This window comes from Solidesulfovibrio carbinolicus (assembly GCF_004135975.1).
GTDB lineage: Bacteria > Desulfobacterota > Desulfovibrionia > Desulfovibrionales > Desulfovibrionaceae > Solidesulfovibrio > Solidesulfovibrio carbinolicus.
On the sequence record NZ_CP026538.1, the window covers coordinates 2,994,962 to 3,012,879 of the forward strand.

At 65.9% G+C, this 17,918-nt stretch carries 15 protein-coding genes; 6 read left to right on the forward strand and 9 right to left on the reverse strand.

Annotated features, from left to right (window positions below):
- Positions 1-3: 3 nt before the first annotated feature.
- The 3 genes from C3Y92_RS13370 to C3Y92_RS13380 are packed head-to-tail and all read right to left on the reverse strand — an operon-like array spanning position 4 to position 3,250.
- Positions 4-768 (reverse strand): peptidase, encoded by a 765-nt coding sequence (locus tag C3Y92_RS13370; protein ID WP_129353304.1) that lies wholly within the window; start codon positions 766-768, stop codon positions 4-6.
- Positions 769-781: 13 nt separating this feature from the next.
- Positions 782-1,756, reverse strand: coding sequence for an alpha-E domain-containing protein (locus C3Y92_RS13375; RefSeq protein ID WP_129353306.1), 975 nt, complete (start codon positions 1,754-1,756; stop codon positions 782-784).
- Between the two features lie 30 nt (positions 1,757-1,786).
- The gene (locus C3Y92_RS13380; RefSeq protein ID WP_129353308.1) at positions 1,787-3,250 is read right to left on the reverse strand and encodes a circularly permuted type 2 ATP-grasp protein; all 1,464 of its coding nucleotides are present in this window, start codon (positions 3,248-3,250) and stop codon (positions 1,787-1,789) included.
- A 170-nt stretch (positions 3,251-3,420) separates the two neighbouring features.
- Here C3Y92_RS13380 and C3Y92_RS13385 point away from each other — a divergent pair, with 170 nt between their 5' ends.
- The gene (locus tag C3Y92_RS13385; protein WP_129353310.1) at positions 3,421-4,356 is read left to right on the forward strand and encodes a hypothetical protein; all 936 of its coding nucleotides are present in this window, start codon (positions 3,421-3,423) and stop codon (positions 4,354-4,356) included.
- Here the strand turns inward: C3Y92_RS13385 and C3Y92_RS13390 are convergent.
- From C3Y92_RS13390 to C3Y92_RS13415, 6 genes are all read right to left on the reverse strand, one after another.
- Positions 4,323-5,987, reverse strand: coding sequence for a PAS domain-containing sensor histidine kinase (locus C3Y92_RS13390; RefSeq protein ID WP_129353312.1), 1,665 nt, complete (start codon positions 5,985-5,987; stop codon positions 4,323-4,325). The genes C3Y92_RS13385 and C3Y92_RS13390 overlap by 34 nt on opposite strands.
- Before the next feature lie 95 nt (positions 5,988-6,082).
- Positions 6,083-6,496 carry a MarR family winged helix-turn-helix transcriptional regulator gene (locus tag C3Y92_RS13395; protein ID WP_129353314.1) on the reverse strand — a complete coding sequence of 138 codons (414 nt, stop codon included), beginning with the start codon at positions 6,494-6,496 and terminating at the stop codon, positions 6,083-6,085.
- A 3-nt stretch (positions 6,497-6,499) separates the two neighbouring features.
- Positions 6,500-8,404 (reverse strand): heavy metal translocating P-type ATPase, encoded by a 1,905-nt coding sequence (locus C3Y92_RS13400; RefSeq protein ID WP_129353316.1) that lies wholly within the window; start codon positions 8,402-8,404, stop codon positions 6,500-6,502.
- Positions 8,405-8,706: 302 nt separating this feature from the next.
- A complete protein-coding gene (gene gap, locus C3Y92_RS13405; RefSeq protein WP_129353318.1) occupies positions 8,707-9,723 on the reverse strand; it encodes a type I glyceraldehyde-3-phosphate dehydrogenase in 1,017 nt (338 codons plus the stop codon).
- A gap of 12 nt (positions 9,724-9,735) precedes the next feature.
- Complete coding sequence (locus C3Y92_RS13410; RefSeq protein ID WP_129353320.1) at positions 9,736-10,296, reverse strand: GAF domain-containing protein; 561 nt, start codon at positions 10,294-10,296, stop codon at positions 9,736-9,738.
- Positions 10,297-10,578: 282 nt separating this feature from the next.
- Complete coding sequence (locus tag C3Y92_RS13415) at positions 10,579-11,646, reverse strand: GGDEF domain-containing protein (RefSeq protein ID WP_129355891.1); 1,068 nt, start codon at positions 11,644-11,646, stop codon at positions 10,579-10,581.
- Between the two features lie 300 nt (positions 11,647-11,946).
- Between C3Y92_RS13415 and dksA the strand changes: the two genes are divergently transcribed.
- The 5 genes from dksA to ybeY all read left to right on the forward strand — a co-directional run bounded on the left by dksA (position 11,947) and on the right by ybeY (position 17,854).
- Positions 11,947-12,309 carry an RNA polymerase-binding protein DksA gene (gene dksA / locus C3Y92_RS13420; protein WP_006921647.1) on the forward strand — a complete coding sequence of 121 codons (363 nt, stop codon included), beginning with the start codon at positions 11,947-11,949 and terminating at the stop codon, positions 12,307-12,309.
- 232 nt (positions 12,310-12,541) lie between these two features.
- A complete protein-coding gene (locus tag C3Y92_RS13425) occupies positions 12,542-14,071 on the forward strand; it encodes an NFACT RNA binding domain-containing protein (protein ID WP_129353322.1) in 1,530 nt (509 codons plus the stop codon).
- Positions 14,072-14,167: 96 nt separating this feature from the next.
- Positions 14,168-15,142 carry a PhoH family protein gene (locus C3Y92_RS13430; protein WP_129353324.1) on the forward strand — a complete coding sequence of 325 codons (975 nt, stop codon included), beginning with the start codon at positions 14,168-14,170 and terminating at the stop codon, positions 15,140-15,142.
- Positions 15,117-17,432 carry an HD family phosphohydrolase gene (locus tag C3Y92_RS13435; protein ID WP_129353326.1) on the forward strand — a complete coding sequence of 772 codons (2,316 nt, stop codon included), beginning with the start codon at positions 15,117-15,119 and terminating at the stop codon, positions 17,430-17,432. The genes C3Y92_RS13430 and C3Y92_RS13435 overlap by 26 nt, the downstream gene beginning before the upstream one ends.
- Positions 17,429-17,854 carry an rRNA maturation RNase YbeY gene (ybeY, locus tag C3Y92_RS13440; RefSeq protein ID WP_129353328.1) on the forward strand — a complete coding sequence of 142 codons (426 nt, stop codon included), beginning with the start codon at positions 17,429-17,431 and terminating at the stop codon, positions 17,852-17,854. The genes C3Y92_RS13435 and ybeY overlap by 4 nt, the downstream gene beginning before the upstream one ends.
- The last annotated feature ends 64 nt before the right edge of the window (positions 17,855-17,918 follow it).

Genomic DNA, 17,918 nt, shown 5'->3' on the forward strand with positions numbered 1-17,918 from the left:
GGATCAGGCCGGTTCGGTCAGGCAGCCGGACTTCCCGCACACCTTTTTGAGCTTGGAAGCCACGGTGTCGATCCACTCCGAGGGCAGATCGTGGACCAGACCCCGCAGGTGCTCCTGCCACCAGGCCGAGATGTCGGCCAGGTCTTCTTTTTCGTAGCGGTGCTGGACCAGCTCCAGGCCGCTTTTGTGGTAGAGCACCACATCGATGGGAAAGTCCACGTCCGAGGCGCTGATGCGGGTGGAGTCAAAGGCCAGGCAGCCGACCTTGAGGGCCATGCGCAGCGGATCGGAGTATTTGAGCGTGCGGTCGAGGACGGGCTTGCCGTAGCCGCCCTCGCCAATGATGTGGTAGGGTGTGCCTTGGCTCACCTCCACCCAGTTGCCCTCGGGATAGATGAGGTAGAGCTTGTGGTTGGAATCATTGGTCATCTGGCCGCCAAGGAGCACATGGAGATTGAACCCCAGACCCGACTCGGCCAGAAAGGCCTTGTCCTCGACGGCGACCTTGCGCAGTTCGGCGGCAAAGGCGTTGACGACCTTGTAGAGCTTGTCGAAAGGCTTGGCGCAGGTCTCCATGGCCTCTTCAAAATAGGTGAGGGTCTTGTCGCGCACCGAGCGAAGCCCCGAGGTCATGAGGAAAAAGGCCCCCTGCCCGTTCTGATAGGTGGTGACCTTATGAGCGCTGGTCAGCTCGTTGCCGGAGGTGATGCGGGTGTCGGCGATGCCGACCAAGCCTTCCTCCACGGTGATGCCGAGGCAAAATGTCATGGCCGTCCCTTTGTCACTGTTGGCTGGCCCCGTCAATAGCCGGAAACGTGGAGAAGAAGGTGGCGAAAACCGCCTCGTCCACACGGTTCATGCGGGTTTGCAGGTTGTCGGTGAACTCATGCAAGCCCTTGGCCACGACGTCTTCCACGCTCATATAGGCCAGGTCGCCGCACAGCTGGCCGATGCGTTTTTCGGCCGGGTTGGCGAAATAACCCATGGGCGTGCCGGTGATGGCGTGCAGGCACTGCTGGGCTCGTATCAGCGACCACAGGACCGAACGGGGAAAGTCGTGGTCCAGGAGCAAAAATTCCACGATGCGCTCGGGCTGGATGCGCCCATGGCGGCGGCGGTAGGCTTCCAGAGCGCTGATGGCCTTTAAAAGCGCTGCCCACTGCACGTAGTCGAGGTTGGAGCCGACGTCGGTGGGGTGCGGCAGCAGGATGAAGTATTTGACGTCGAGGATACGCGAGGTCTTGTCGGCGCGCTCGAGCAGACGGCCCAGGCGGAAAAAGTCCCAGGCCTCGTCGTGGCTCATGGCGTCGCCGGCGATGCCGCTTATCGTCAGGTCGCGGCGCTTGACCTCGTCGCAGAAGTGGTAGGGGTTGTTGAGCACGGCGTCGCAGCCCTTGGCCGCCTCGCGCACGAGATGGTAAAACGTGTTGATCTGCTCCCACATCTCGGTGGGGATGATCTCGCGGATGGTGCGGGCGTTGTCCCGGGCCCGGCCCAGGCAGCTCACGATGGAGTTGGAGTACTCCGGATCGAAGGCCAGGAAGCGGATGATGGTTTCGCGGTCCTCGGGCAGTCCCCGAGCGGCGAACAGGTCAAAGTCGCCCATGGCCGAGACCAGCGGCATCCACTGCTCGCCGCGCCCGCCCGGGGTGTCCAGGGTGAGGTGCCAGTTGACGTCGAGGAACCGGGCGATGTTCTCGGCCCGCTCCAAATAGCGGCTCATCCAGTAAATGGCGTCGGCCACGCGGCTTAACATGCGGCGCTCCTTGAAATTATAGCCATACAACTACCCTCTGGCCGCAGCGCCCGGACCCAGCACCCAGGTGTCCTTGCTGCCGCCGCCCTGGGAGGAATTGACCACCAGCGACCCGCGCCGCAGCGCCACCCGGGTCAGGCCGCCGGGGATGACCCGGATGTCGTCGCCGTAGAGGATGTAGGGCCGCAGATCGACGTGGCGGCCCTCGAAGTGGTCGTCCACGATGACCGGGGCCCGCGACAGGCTGACGGTGGGCTGGGCGATGTAGTTGCGCGGATCGGCCTCGATCTTGGCGGCAAAGGCCTCGCGCTCCTCGGGGGTGGCCGCCGGCCCGACCAGCATGCCGTAGCCGCCGGATTCCGCCGCCGCCTTGACCACCATCGTGTCGAGGTTAGCCAGCACGTGCTTTCTGGCCTTGTCCTCCCAGCACAAAAACGTCTCGACGTTGTCGATAAGCGGCTCCTCGCCCAGGTAGTAGCGGATCATGCGCGGTACGTAGGCATAAACCACCTTGTCATCAGCCACGCCCGTGCCCGGGGCGTTGGCCATGGCCACCCGGCCGGCCTTGTAGACGTCCATGATGCCGGGCACGCCAAGAAGCGAGTCGGGCCGGAACACCTGCGGATCGAGGAAATCCTCGCCCACCCGGCGGTAGAGCACGTCCACGCGCTTGAGGCCCTTGGTGGTGCGCATGTGGACGTAGCCGTCGGCCACGACCAGATCGCGGCCCTCGACCAGCTCGATGCCGGCCTGCTGGGCCAGGAAGGTGTGCTCGAAATAGGCCGAGTTGTAGACGCCGGGCGTTAAAAGCGCGGCCGTGGGGCGGTTGGCCGCCTGGGGCGCGATGGCGTGGAGCATGTCGAGCAAAAGCGGCGCGTAGTCGTCCACGGGCCGGATGTCGATGGCCTCGAAGACCTGGGGGAAGGTGCGCTTTAAAATGCGCCGGTTGGCCAGGACGTAGGACACCCCCGACGGGCAGCGCAGGTTGTCTTCGAGGACCATGAACCGGCCGGCCTCGTCGCGGATGAGGTCCGAGCCGGTGATGTGGCACCACACTCCATGCGGCGGGTTAAGCCCCTGGCACTCCTTGAAATAGCCCGAAGACGACTCCACCACGGCCCGGGGCACCACGCCGTCGGCCATGATGCGGCCCTTGTGGTAGACGTCGTCGATAAACAGGTTCAGCGCCCGGATGCGCTGGATGAGCCCGCGCTCCAGGGCGTCCCACTCGGCCGCCTCGATGATGCGGGGGATGATGTCGAAGGGGAAGATCTTCTCGGTCCCCTCCTCGTGGCCGTAAACGGTGAAGGTAATGCCCATGTCGTAGAAGGCCTGCTCGGCGGCGGCCTGCCTGGCCAGGATCTCGCCGGCCGGCAGGGAGGCGATCTTGTCGTGCAGCATCCGGCAGCCGGGGCGGGGCTGGCCGTCGGGGGTGAACATCTCGTCGAAAAAGGGGCCGACGTCGTAGCTGTCGAAGTTCATCTTCGGTGGCATGGGCAAGCCTTGTCGCCGCTTCGGCGGCCGGGTAACACGGGTGTCGGTCGGGGTCTTTCCGCCTTGGCCCGCCACGGATTTGAGCGTTCCAATTACGGAATTTGTTAATAATATTCCATACCGCCTGTCAATCGCCCTTCTGCGTCGCAACAGGCAAGACAGGAAAAAACATGCCTTCCCACGCCATCGCCCAGCTTGCCCAGGCCATTGCCGACATCCTTGAAAGGGGTCTTCCCCAGGACGAAGCCGCCCTGCACTGCATCCGCTCCACCCACGGCCAGCTGTCCCCGGCCGCCATCGCCGCCCTGGCCGCCGACGAGGACGATCCGCAGGCCGCGCCGCTGTTGGAATTGCTCCTGTTCCCGGGCCGGGCCACCGCCCTGGAGCTGGAAGAGGCCATGGCCCGGGCCGCCCTCGGACCGGCAGACCTGCCGGCCCTGGCCGAGGCCCTGGCCGGGCTTGGGCCGCGCCCGACCGCCCTGCTCCCGGACGGCGAAATCGTGCCCCTGCCGGTGCTGGAGGCCGATCAAGCGGCCCGGCTCGTGGCCCGGCTGGCCCCCCAGCGCAGCCTGCCGGCGGCGGCCCGGCAGGCCGCCCAGGCCGCCTACCCCGGCCTGGGCCGGTGTCTGGCCGCCGACGCCCGCCAGATCGGGCCGGTCTGGACCCGGGGGGCCTTGGCCTTTTTCATCAATTGCCTAAAACGCCTGCCGGCCGTGCGCCCGGACCCGGAAAAGGCCTCGGCGGTAGCGCGATTTGTCCTGCGCTTGCTGGCCGATCTGCCGGAGAGCGCCCTGCCCTTGCCGGCGCTCATGGCCCGCCAAGCTAAGCTTGTCGCCCAACTGCGCCGGGCCAGGCTGCAAGAAGAGGCCCTGGCCAAGAGCAATTTCGAAACGCTCATCATGGCCGGCAACCGTCTGCCCTATCTCCACGCCCCGGACATCGCCGAGGAACTGGCCCTGGCCGAGGCGGCCATCCTGGCCGTCACGGGCCGACCCGCCCCCGAGACCGGGCCGAGCTGCCAGGACCTGGGCGCGTTTGCAGAGATGGAGGAGGTGTTCGCCGCCCTGGACGATCAGGCGTCCGGAGAGCCGGAAGGCTCGCGGTAAAGGGGCAGGCGCACCCGGATATGGGTGCCGGCAGTCTCGTCGGTCTCCCAGTGCAGTTCGCCGCCGTGCAGCCGGGCGATGGTGCGGGCGATGTAGGCCCCAAGGCCGGTGCCGCCGGGTTTGCCGCTGGTGGCGTACTTGGCGGCGAAACGCCCGCGAATGCCGGCGGGAATGACCCCGTGGTTGTGGACGCCGGCCACGGCCGCCTCGTCCTCCACGGCCAGGGACAGGGTAACGGCCGTGCCCGGGGGGGCGGCTTCCAGGGCGTTGGTGACAAGATTGGAAAAAGCCGTGGCTAAAAGCCCTTCCTCGCCGGCGGCCAGGGGGCCGTCGTCGTCCTCCCGGAAGCCCGGACCAAAGGCCAGTTCGGCCTGCCGCCGCCGGGCCAGGGGGGCGGCCAGGGAAGCCTGGCGGCGCAGCAGGGCGGCAAGGGCCACGGGCTGGGGCCGCAGTTCGTAGCGTCCCTGTTCGATGCGGCACAGATCGAGGTTGCGGGACACCATGTCGCCCAGGCCGGCGGCCGTTTCCCGGATGACGACGGCGATTTCCCGCTGTTTGTCGGTGAGCTCCCCTTCGGCCAAATGCCCGGCCAGTCCGGCGATGCCGGCCAGGGGCGAGCGCAGGTCGTGGCGCAGCATCTGTTCCACCCGGTCCCGGGCCTCCTCGGCCCGCACCCGTTCGGTAACGTCGTGGATGATGGAGAAAAGCAGCTTGCGCCCCAGATACTCCACCGGCCCGGTATAGACCTCCACCTCGCGCACCTCGCCGCCGGCCAGCCTGTGCCGGAAACGGAAAAACCGCCGTTCGGCGTCGCCGGTCAGGGCCATGTCCCGGCGCGTCGCCTCCTCGCCGGCCGCGTTGATGTCCCAGATGGACAGGCGCTGGATCTCCTCCAGGGAATAGCCGTAAAACCGGCAGGCGGCCGGATTGGCGTCCACGATGCGGCCCGTGGCCGGATCAATCAGCAGTTTGATGGCGATGTTGGAAAAAAACATGGCCCGATGCCGGGCTTCGGAGTCGGCCAGGGCAGCGGCCATCTCCTGGCGCGAGAGCAGGATGGCCAGCCCCGTGGCCAGGCGCTCCAGCCGGGCCACGGCCGGGGCGTCCAAAAGATCGGGCCGGCGGTCGCCCACCTGAAGCAGCCCATGGGTGGTGTCGGCGGCGCGAAGCGGAACAAGGACCACGGTCTCGTAGCCGGCGGCGTTGCAGCGGTTGCGGGTCCCGGGCGGCAGGGAACCGGCCTGGGCCAGAAGCCTTGTGGTGGAGCCGGTGAAAAAACTGCCAAAGGCCGTGAACCAGGGCTGGCGGGGATCGACGCGGCCTTGAATAACCGCGCCGCACATGCATTCAAGCACGGGCCGGGCGGCTGGATCAACGGCGGCTTCCCCGAACTTGGCGCACAGCGACGTCTCGGAAGCGACGAAACCGGCGGCAAATCCGTCAGCTACGAAATAGGGATAGTCGTCGCCCTGGCGCAGGCGGATGCCCACGGCGTCGCAGCCCGTGACACGGCGCACGATTCGCGCCGTCACGTCAAGGAGCGCCTCGCGGTCGGGCACGGCTTCAAGCAGCGCCGCCCCGTCCTCCAGGCCGTCCTGGCTCGGCGTCGCCGGTCCCCGGGGATTTTCCATGACCAGACACTAGCACCAGGCCTTGCAAAATCACAAGCGACACAAAGGACAGAACGCAAAAAACGTCCGGCCGCCCCTGGCGGCGGCCGGACGCCTTAAAAGCAGGCGGTGATCTTGGCCAGCATGGTCGCGAAGGGGCCGGCCTCCTCCGGGGACAGGGCGCACAGGATCTCCTGGGTGAGCTGGGCGTGGAGCTTGTGGTGTTCGGCGAAAAGCCGCTCGCCCTCGGGGGTCAGCCCCACCCGGATGGAACGGCGGTCGGTCTCGTGGGGTTTTCGGGCCACGAACCCGCCCCGCTCCAGCCGGTCCACCAGCACGGTCAGCGACCCGGTGGTGATGCCCATCTTGGCGGCCAGCTCCGTCATGCGCAGGTCGCCGTCGGCCCCGAGAATCTCAAGGGTATGCATCTGGGGCAGCGACAGCCCCGACTCCTTGACCACGCCGTGCTCCCACGAGGAAAACTTCTCGTAGAATTCAATAAGCAGGCGGGTGAGCTGTTCGTTTTCCATGCCTTACCGTTTGGCGGCGACCATGGCCGGCTCGGCGGTAAACGCCAGGCTGGCCGAGGACAGGACCACCACGATGGAGCCGATGTTGTGGAAAAGCGCCGCCGCCACCGGCGAGAGCAAGCCGTAACCGCTGCCGAGGATGGCCACGGAGTTGAAAAAAAGCCCCAGCCCGATGTTGACGGCAATCATTTTGGTCATGCGCCGGCCAAGATAGACCAAAAACGGCAACCGGCCAAGGTCGTCGTTGGCCAAGGCGATGTCGGCGGTCTCCAGGGCCACGTCCGAGCCGACCGCGCCCATGGCCACGCCCACGTTGGCTCTCGCCAGGGCCGGGGCGTCGTTGACGCCGTCGCCGACGAAAAGCACCCGCCGGCCCTTTTTCTGGAAGTCGGCCAGGATGGCGAGCTTGTCTTGGGGTTTGAGCCCGGACCAGACGTCGGACACCCCGATCCGGCCGGCCAGGGTCGCCACCGCCTTGTCGTGGTCGCCGGACAAAATGCCCACGGTGGCAAGCCCCAGGCCGCGCAGGCCGGCCACGGCGGCGGCCGCCTCGTCCTTGACGGTATCGGACACGGCGAGCAGGCCCATGACCGCCCCGCCCTTTCGCACCACCAGCCCCGTGGCCCCCCGGGCGTACATCGCCTTCAGGCAATCGGCCAGACGCGGCGGCAAGGCCGCGGCCCCGCCCATCATCTCCGGGCTGCCCACTTCCACCACCTCGCCATCCAGTTCCCCCCGAAGCCCCAGCCCTGCCTCGGCGGTCAGGGAATCGGCCAGACGCGCCTCGACGCCGGCCGCCCTGGCGGCGTCCAGCACGGCCGTAGCCAGCGGATGGTTGCAATGCCGCTCCAGGCAGGCGGTGCAGCCCAGGACCTCGGCCTCGCCCACTCCATCAGCCGGGATCACGGCCTCGACCACGGGCCGGCCCAGGGTCAGGGTGCCGGTCTTGTCAAAAAGGGCCACCTCGGCCCGGCCCGCCTCTTCCAGGTACTGGCCGCCCTTTATAAGGATGCCCCGCTTGGCCGCCCGGCCGATGGCCGCCACCGTGGCCGTGGGCGCGGCCATGAGCAGCGCGCAGGGGCAGCCGGCCACCAGCACGGCCACGGCCCGATCGGCGTCGCCGCTAAACATCCAGGCCAAGGCGGCGCAGGCCAGAACCAGGGGCGTGAAATATTTGGCGTAGTTGTCGACGATGCGCCCGGCCCGGGGCTTGCCGGCCTCGGCCGCGACCACGAGCTTCACCACCTTGCCGAAGGTCGAATCCTCGCCGACCTTGGTGGCCCGGGCCGTCACCCGGCCGGTGTAATTGAGCGTGCCGGCCAGGATTGTGTCGCCAGGGGCGCGCTCGCGCGGCAGCGATTCGCCGGTCAGGGCCGACTCGTCCACGGCGGTTGTCCCGGCCTCAATGACCGCGTCCACCGGGATGCGCTCGCCCGGGCGCACCATGACGACATCGCCGGCCCGGACCTCAGCCACGGGCACGACCCGCTCGGCCCCGTCCGGCCCGACCACGGTCGCCTCTTCCGGGGCCAGCTTGGCCAGAGCCTCGATGGAGCGCCTGGCCCCGTCGCTCACCGCTTCCTCCACCAGCGCCCCCAGAGTCATGATGAAGCTCACCACGGCGGCGGTGAGCAGTTCCCCCTGCAAAAGGGAAGCGACGATGGCGATGCTCACCAGCTCGTCGACGTTGACCCGGCGCTCCATGACGCCCTTGGCCGCCTCGACCACAATGGGCGCGCCGTTTATGGCCACCGCCGTCAGGGCAAAGGCCCCGGCCCAAAAGCCCCAGCCGTTCTCGCCCAGTATCCAGGCTACCAGGGCCAACGCCCCGCCGCCCAGGCACACGGCGAAATCCTTGAAGGAGAAAAGCCCCCGGTAGTCGCCTAAGTTTGAAAATCGTCCGATCATGGGTACACCTCATTTGTGGGCTAGATAATGGAAGACGAAGAGTGCCTCCGGCGGCCGGGGGCCTGAGGCCCCCGGACCCCCCAATGGGAAAAGGGGTAAAGGGGGTCTTTCGGGCCGCCGGGTGGGTCGTGTGCGAGCCGGAAAGCGCTGGGCCGGACGGCCCTGGTTCCGGTTCCAGGCAACGCCGTTGCCTTGACGACGGTGTATCTCTATTGCATGAAATCTTGATTGTCAAACATCTTGAAAGACAAAAAGGCGAAGAGGTCGCCCTCCCCGCCTTTTTCTTGGACAAGCGTCAGGTATTACAAGCCCTTTTCGGCCATGAAGGCGACCAGGTCGGACACCCGGCAGGAATAGCCCCATTCGTTGTCGTACCAGGCCAGGATCTTGGCCATGTCGCCGCCCTGGACGAAGGTGTATTCGCCGTCCACGATGGAGGAACGGGAATCGGCCTTGAAGTCCGAGGACACCAGCGGCAGTTCGGAGAAGCCGAGAATGCCGGCCAGCGGCCCGTCGGCGGCGGTCTTGAGGGCCGCGCGCAGGTCGTCGGTGGTGGTGGCTTTATCAAGCTGCACCACGAAATCGACCAGGGAGACGGTGGGGGTCGGCACGCGCACGGACAGCCCCGAGAATTTGCCCTTGAGGTCCGGGATGACCAGGGCCACGGCCTGGGCCGCGCCGGTGGAGGTCGGGATCATGTTGCAGGCGGCGGCCCGGGCCCGGCGCAGGTCCTTATGCGGCAGATCCAGGATGCGCTGGTCGTTGGTGTAGGCGTGGATGGTGGTCATCACGCCCTTGACGATGCCGAAGTGCTCGTAGACCACCTTGGCCACCGGAGCCAGGCAGTTGGTGGTGCAGGAGGCGTTGGAAATAATGTGGTGGGCGGCCGGGTCGTACTTGTCGTCGTTGACGCCAAGGACGATGGTCAGGTCCTCTTCCTTGGCCGGCGAGGTGATGATGACCTTTTTGGCGCCGGCGTCGATGTGGGCCTGGCACTTGGGGCCGGTGCGGAAAATACCGGTGGATTCGATGACCACGTCCACGCCGAGTTCGCCCCAGGGCAGGCCCTTGGGGTCGCGTTCGGCGAAGTTGCGGATGTGCCAATCGCCGACCACCATGACGTCGCCTTCGACCCGGGCGGCCACGGGCAGCTTGCCGTAGTTGGTGTCGTAGGACAGCAGATGGGCGTTGGTGGCCACGTCGAACAGGTCGTTGATGGCGACCACGTCCATGGCCTCGGCGTGGCGTTCCAGAATGGCTTTGAGGACTTGCCGGCCGATGCGGCCGAAGCCGTTGATGGCGATGCGAAGCTTTTGCATATGCCGTTTCCTCTACTCGTGCATGGTGTATTCGTAGGCGGTCAGCAGTTCGTAATCGGTGCGAAGGGCCTGATGCAGCCGGGCGTTCTCGATGGCCATGGCCGAAAGGTTGGCGATGGCCGTGGCAAAATTGATCTCGCTTTGGGAGAACTCGCGGATGTTGGAGCAGTACAGGCGCATGACGCCGATATGGCGGCCGTCCACGGTCAGCGGCAAGGCCATGACCGAGGCGATGCCTTCCTCGCGCGCGGCCTCGGGGTACTGGAACATGGGATCGGAGCCGGCGTCTTTGATCTGCACGACCTTGCCGGACAGGGTTTCCTGGTCGATGCGGCTTTTGGCCACCTCGACGGTGCCCTTGCGCAGATAGCCTTTGCTCAGGCCATGGGAGGTGCCGGCCAGCAGGGTCTTGCCCTGGCGGTCCAGCAGGCGGATGGAGCAGGCCTTGGCGTTGACGGCCTTGGCCCCTTGCTCGGCGATGGCGTGGAGCACGGTGGCCGGCTCCAGGCTCGAATTGATGCACATGACCACTTCATAGAGGCTGCGATAATAGGCACATTCCTGTTCGCTCATGACTCCCTCCCGCAAGGGGGTGGTTGGGGCGGCGGCGGACGATCCGCCAGCCGGGTCTCGTATCCATGCCGGCCCATTGCGAAGACCGGATGACGACTGTGCGGCAGCATACGGAATTCAAATAAAAAGGAAAAGGTTTTCATGATACCGGTCGGCCTGACCGCAAGCAGCCCGCGCCGGCCCGTCTTCCCGTCGCGGTCACGGAGACTGGTGTATCGGTATTGCGCGACGGTCAAAGGCTGTTGCGCTCCGCCAGGGCCGGGTTGCAGGCCCGGCCGCTCTTCAGGCGGCCGGCTGCTCGAACCGGGCGACATTGTTGCGTCCGCCGGATTTCACCTGGTACATGGCCGCGTCGGCGGCGGCGATGAGGTCGTCGCCGGACATGCCCGGGACAAAGGCGGCCACGCCAATGGACACGGTGAAACGGATAGGCGCGTCAGCCAGCTTGCCGTCAACGCGGGGGCGAAACTCGTAGTTCTGCACGGCCAGCCGGATGGCGTCGGCATGAAACTGGGCGTCATCGCCGTCCAGGTCGCACACCAGCACCAGCTCGTCGCCGCCGTAGCGGGCGGCGAACCAGCCATGGCGGCCGGCATGGACGTCGATGATCTTGGCCAGGGTGCGCAACACGTCGTCGCCGACCACATGGCCATAGGCGTCGTTGATGGCGGTCTTGAAGTTGTCCACGTCGATCATCATAGCGGTCAGCGGCGCGCCCTCGGCCTCGGCCCGGGCCACGGCCGCGCGCAGATGCTCTTCCAGGGAGCGGCGGTTATGCAGGGGGGCGAGCAGCGGATCGACCTGGATGATCTTTTCAAGCTGCTGGGCCTTGCGTTCCCAAGCCTGGGCCTCCTCGCGGTAATGGGCGAGCATGTTGCCGACCAGGGTGCGCAGCTTGGGGATCATGACCGCAGGGTCCTCGCCGCCGGCCAGGGTGTCGAGGGTTTCGCGGCCAAAGCGGCCCACGAGCTTGCTGCGCTCCTTCTCGGAGGTCAGCGTCTCTTCCAGAAAGGCGGTGATGGACTGGGCCAGGGATTTGGAGGCCGCCTTTTCGTTTTCGAGCTGGTCCTTGACGGCGGCCATGGGCAGATGGTCGGTGAGAAACAGTTCCAGGCCGCCAAGCAGGCGCTTCAGATGCTCGGCGGAAGGATCACGCCGGGCCAGTTCCGAAAAGACGTATTCCTGCAGGCTCTTTTTGCGCGAGTCGTCGAAAATCGTAAACTGCCGCAGCAAGTTACGAACGAAAAGCAAAACCGCCAGCCAGGACGGATCATTGCCGCAACCGAGCTTGTGCAGTTCGCCGCACAGCTTGCGGATGTCGCATGGCGCTTCCTGACAACCCATCACCATCAAATCCATGCCCTCCCGAGAACGGCCCGGCCCGAAGCGATTCTTCGGCCAAAGGTCCAAGATACGGCATATCCTGCCCGCACCCCCGGAGCAAGACCCAACGGGCTTCGTTGACACATATTGGATCATTTTTCACGCAATCCGCCCACTGGGATATTTTGACCCAGTCCGTTTGTCCCAGGTTCCGGGCCGGTGTCATTTTGGTGCAATGCCCGATACCTCTTTACCTCCGCCCCGGTTTTGATTACTGAAGTCAATTTTCAAGCCGGAGCTGTAAGGCCGGCGGCCGAGGAGGACTTCATGGATCCCAAGGACGTCGAATTTTTCCGCGAACTTCTAAACGGCATGCTCCAGGACATCCTCAAGAAGGGCGAGGAAACCATCGAGGACATGACCGACACCGTCGAGGTGTACGCCGACCCGGCCGACCGGGCCACGGCCGAGTCCGACCGGGCCTTTACCCTGCGTCTGCGCGACCGGGAACGCCGCCTGATCAAGAAGATCAAGGAAGCCATCGAGCGCATCGACGAAGGCACCTACGGCGAGTGCGTGGAATGCGGCGAAGACATCAGCGTCGCCCGCATGAAGGCGCGGCCGGTCACCACCTTGTGCATCAAATGCAAAAGCCGCCAGGAGGCCGACGAAGACCTCCGGGGAGACTAGCGCCGCGCCCTTGGAAAATACGCCCGTATTTTCCCCCGGGGCAACGCTCCGGGGTATTTTCCTTTAAGCTCCGGTCAACGGACAGAAAGGACGCAGCGCCCAAGCCGGCCGGCCAGGCCCCCGATCCGCCCACAGGCGGCGGCGGTCGTTGTTGCCGGTTCGGCCGCCGGCCCCGCCTGGCGGCAGACAGACCCTGACCGGGGCTTTCCCGGGCCGGGAGGAGACGTCGCTCATGGAGGCCGTTTTTTTTCGTGTTCTGGTCCGCGAACTGGCCGCCGCCCTGCCGGGCGCTCGGGTGGAGAAAGTTTTCCTGCCCGTCCCCAATGTCTTCACCTTGTCGCTCTATCTGCCTTCCGGCCGCGTCGTCCCGGGCTGCGAAGGGAAGAAAACCGTCCATCTCCACGCCCGCTACGGCACGGGACGATTTTTCCTGTTCCTCTCCGGCTCCAAAACCGCCCAGCCCGACCGCGCCCCGGGGCAAGCCATGCGGCTGCGCAAGCACCTGCGCGGCCGGCGGGTGCAGCGCCTGGTTCCCGACTGGCCAAACCGCCGCCTGACCCTGGTTTTCACCGGCGACGGCCCGGCCCTGGTCCTTGATCCCCGCTCCTTCCCGGTCCTGGCCGAGGCGCCGGCCCAGGACGCGGCCACGGCCAAACCGGGCTGGCCGGACATCGAAACCGTCACCGGCGATCCCGATATCTGGCAGGCCCATCCCCAGCTCTCGCCCGGCCTGCGCCGCCGGCTGGCCGCCCTGCCCCGGGACGGCCGCCAGGCGGTCTACGACCGGTTGCAACAGGACGCTGCCGAGGGTTTTTTCCTGGAGCGCAAAGGGGGCGAGCCCCTGGCGCTTTGGCCCGTGGCCTGGCCCGGCAAGCCCCAGCCGGACGTGACGACCGAAAGCTTTCCCACGGCCCTGGAAGCGGCCGCCGCCTTCGGGCTGCCCTTGGCCTTTGGCGAGGTCTCGGGCCGACGCGACGCCCCCGAGGCCGACGCCGCCACCGCCCGGGTCCGTCGCCGCCAGCGCGCCCTGGCCAAGCTTGCGGCCGACGAGGCCCGGATGCGGGCCTTTATTGCCCGCAAGGCCGAAGCCGACCGCATCGCGGCACACCTCCATCTGCTGGACAAGACCGCCAAAATTCCTGAACTTTTTTTCACCAATGACGACGGTACGGAAACGGCCCTGACCCTCGACCCGGCCCTCTCCATCCTTGGCAACATGCAAAAGCTCTATCATTTGGCGGCCAAAGGCCAACGGGGACTGGCCGCCATCGCCGCCCGCCGCCGGGACTTGCAAGGCGAAAAAAAAGACTTACAAGGTCGGGAACACGCCCCGGCGTCGCCCCAACGCGCCGCCGGGGCGTCTGGCAGCCTCAAGGGCGTGGCCGCCCATGTCTACCGCACTTCAGACGGCTTTTTGGCCCTGCGGGGCAAAAACGCCAAGGCCAACGACCAGCTCCTTAGACTCGCCAATGCCTATGACCTGTGGTTCCATGTTGCCGACGGCCCGGGAACCCATGTGATTTTGCGACGCGACCATCCCGGTCGCGACGTGCCACGGCGCAGCCTTGAAGAGGCCGCCGGCCTGGCCGCCCTGGCCAGCTACGCGGCCGGGGCCGGCACGGCCGATGTGTGGCTGGCCCGGGTCGGCGACGTGCGCCGGGTCAAGGGCGGCGCGCCGGGCCAGGTGACGGTGACGCGGATGTTGGAGACGCTACGGGCGGCCGTGGACCCGGCCCTGGAAAGTTTGCGGGAAAAGGCGTGAACATGCGGTTTTGCTTGTCCTTGTCGGCGCGTTGTATTACTTGCCTGACCGGAGTGCGCGCGCGGGTTCCCGACCGTAACCAGGCTTCGTGACGTTATGATGGAAACGCTGTGCATGGAGCGACGGCTCGACTTTGACGACCCGGCGCTCGCCCGGGACCTTTTTGGCCCCCACAATGCCAATATCGCCCTGATCGCCGGCAAATCCGGCGCGCGTCTCGACACCCGGGGCAGCTCCGTGATTTTGCGGGCCGACTCCGAAGAGACGCTCTCCCACGTGGCCAACGTGCTGGTGCAGCTCTACGGGCTGCTGCGCCAGGGCAAGCCCATCTATCCAGCCGACGTGGAACAGGCCCTCAGCGTCCTGGCCAAGGAGCCCGAGGCCAGCCTCCAGCGCGTCTACCGCGAGGAATCCCTCGTCATTTCGCCCAAAAAAACCGTCACTCCGCGCACCGCCACCCAGCGCGACTACCTCTCCGCCATAAGGCGGCACGATCTGGTCTTCGGCATCGGCCCGGCCGGCACCGGCAAGACCTACCTGGCCGTGGCCATGGGCGTGGGGTTCCTGTTGGAACGGCGGGTCAAACGCCTCATCCTCACCCGGCCGGCCGTGGAGGCCGGCGAAAAGCTGGGCTTTTTGCCCGGCGACATGGTGGAGAAAATAAACCCCTATCTGCGCCCCCTCTACGACGCCCTCAACGACATGCTCGACTTTCGCAAGGTGCGCGAGATGCTCGACACCGGCGTCATCGAGGTGGCTCCCCTGGCCTTCATGCGCGGGCGCACGTTAAACGATGCGCTGATCATCCTTGATGAGGCGCAAAACACGACGCCCGAGCAGATGAAAATGTTCCTCACCCGACTGGGCCTGTCCTCCAAGGCCGTGGTCACCGGCGACGCGACCCAGATCGATCTGCCGTCCCACACGGCCTCGGGACTGGTCGAAGCCCGGCGGGTGCTTCGCAACGTACGCGGCATCGAGTTCGTCACCTTCAGCGACGCCGATGTCGTCCGCCATCCCCTGGTGGGAAGGATCGTCCAAGCTTATGAGCGAGATAGTCGACAGGGTTAAGCGGGCCATCAAGGCCCCTTCGGCCCCTTCCCCGGTGCAGCAGGCGACAGGCGGCTTCACGTTGCCCGAATGGGCGCCGGGCTTCCTGTTTTTCCTGGCCGTGGTCTTCACCTTGTGCTTCGTGGCCCGTCTGGGCCTGGACACTTCGGTGCGCCTTTTCACTGCTGGCGAGATCGCCACCCAAGACGTGGCCGCCGACCAAAGCCTGCAAATCGAGGACATCGAGGCCACCACCCGCCGCCGCGACCAGGTCGCCGAGGCCCAGCCCCCGGTCTTCGACGTCAGCCCCCTGCCCTTCGAAGCCCTGGCCAAAAGCGTCGAGGACATCATCGGCGCGGCCCGGGCCGCCACGACCGAGGATATGGAAAAGCTGCGCTGGCAGATGGCCGAGAACCTCAACACCGACATCGGCCCGGACATCATCGAAGTCTGGCGGCAGGACGACTTCAAGTTGCTCATGCAAAAAGACGTGCTGCCCTGGCTCAAACAGAACTACGAGCCCGGCGTCGTCAGCTCCATCTCGGTTTTCACGCCGTATAAAAACGGCATCCTCCTGCGCGAACTGCCCTCCAAGATGGAGACGCTTCGCGTCGAGACCCGCGACATCAAGGACATCAAGCAAATCAAGGACGACCTGGAGCACATGCTCAAGGTCTCCCTCAACAAGCCCTTCCGCCAGCGCAAGGCCGTCTACGCCCTGGTCTATCCGCTCATCGCCCCCAGCATGACCCTCAACCAGGAAACGACCCAAGCCCGCAAGGCCGAGATCTCCCGGGCCGTGGAGCCGCTGTACTACATCATCAAAAAGGGCGAGATCATCGTGCGCCAGGGCGAGCGCGTGGGGCCCATCCAGCAGCTCAAGCTCCAGTCCCTCTACTCCCACCGCAAAGGCCCCTACAACCTGCTGCGGGCCACGGGTCTTTTCGGCATGTGCCTGATGTTTCTGGCCGTGCTCTACGTGTCCCTGGAACGGGCCGGAATCAAGCGTGTGCGCAGCACCGACTGGGTGTTTCTGGGCGTGGTGCTGCTGATCTTCGGGATGTTGGCCAAGGTGGGCGACATGGTCACCCTGCCGGGCGGCGGCGGACTGCCGGAGGCCACACGATCCATCTACTTCGCCTACAGCCTGCCCATCGCCGGCGCGGCCGGCATTCTGGCGCTGTTTTTCCCCAAGCGCCTGTGCATCTTCACCAGCCTCATCCTGTCGTTTCTGGCCGCCAACATGGTCTACGGCGGCATCGGCGCTTTTTGCTACTACTTCGTCGGCTCCATGATCTACGTCTACCTCATCAAACGCTCCGAAACCCGGTCCCAGCTGCTCAAGTCCGTCTTTCCGCTTTTGGCCGCCCTGTGCGTCATGTGGTGCTCGGTCAACCTCATGGACTTAAATGACCCGTCGGTGGCCGGCGCGGGCCTGGCCTTCGTGGCCCTGTCCGCCTTCCTGTCGCTTCTGGCCGTGGTCGGCATCGCGCCCATCATGGAGCTCATCTTCGGCTACACGTCGCGTTTCCGGCTCATGGAGCTGCTCAACCTGGAACAGCCGCTGCTCCAGGAGCTCATGGTCAAGGCCCCGGGCACCTACCACCATTCGCTGATCGTCTCCAACATGGTCGAGGCCGGCGCCCGGGCCATTGGAGCCAATCCGCTGCTGGCCAAGGTCGCGGCCCTGTACCACGACATCGGCAAGCTCAAAAACCCCCACTATTTCATTGAAAACATCTCCTGCAAGGAGAACCGCCACAACAAGCTCGCGCCGTCCATGAGCGCGCTGATCCTCATATCCCACGTCAAAAAGGGCATCGAACTGGCCCGGGAACACCGCCTGGGACAGGCCATCACCGACCTCATCGGCCAGCACCACGGCACCACGCTCATTGCCTACTTCTACCACAAGGCCAAGGAGCTGGCCGAGGCCAAGGGCGATGATCCCATCCGCGAAGCCGATTACCGCTATCCCGGCCCCAAGCCCCAGTCCAAGGAAGCCGGCCTGATTCTTTTGGCCGACGCCATCGAAGCATCGAGCCGCACCCTGGTGGACCCCACCCCCAGCCGCATCAAGGGCCATATCCAAAACATCGTGCGCAAGATCTACACCGAGGGCGAACTGGACGACTCCCAGCTGACCCTTAAGGATCTGACGCTGTTAAGCGACACCTTCCAGCGTATCTTGACCGGCATTTTCCACCAGCGCATCGAATACCCCAGCGCCAAAAGCCCGGAGAAAAACGGCAAAACCCGCGAGGAAACGGCCTGCGCCGTGGACCCCAAAGCGGCGGAACACGCGGCGTGATCGGCCTTGCCCGGGGCGTCTTCGCCCCCGACCTGCCGGCCTCGCGCCCGGAGATCGCCGCCCTGTGCGACGCGCTGCTCGACGCCCTGGACCTCGACGGCCGTGACTTCGATCTGACCCTTGCCGACGACGCCGCCATCGCCGCCCTCAATGGCGAGTTCCTGGGACTGCCCGGCCCCACCAACATCTTAAGCTTCCCAGCCGAGGACCCCGACAGGCCCGACTACCTCGGCGAACTGGCGCTGAGCCTCGACGCCGTGCGCCGGGAAGCCTTCCTCTACGGCCAGCCGCCAGGCCTGCACATGGCCCGGCTGCTGGCCCACGGCTTCCTGCACCTGGCCGGCCTGGACCATGGCCCGCTCATGGAATCGCTGACGGAGACCGCCGCCGAAACGGCGGCGGCGAGGTTGGGACTGGACTAAGGGAAAGCGGAAGAGGCCTCCGGCGGCCGGGGGACTCAGTCCCCCGGACCCCCGACATTTTAGG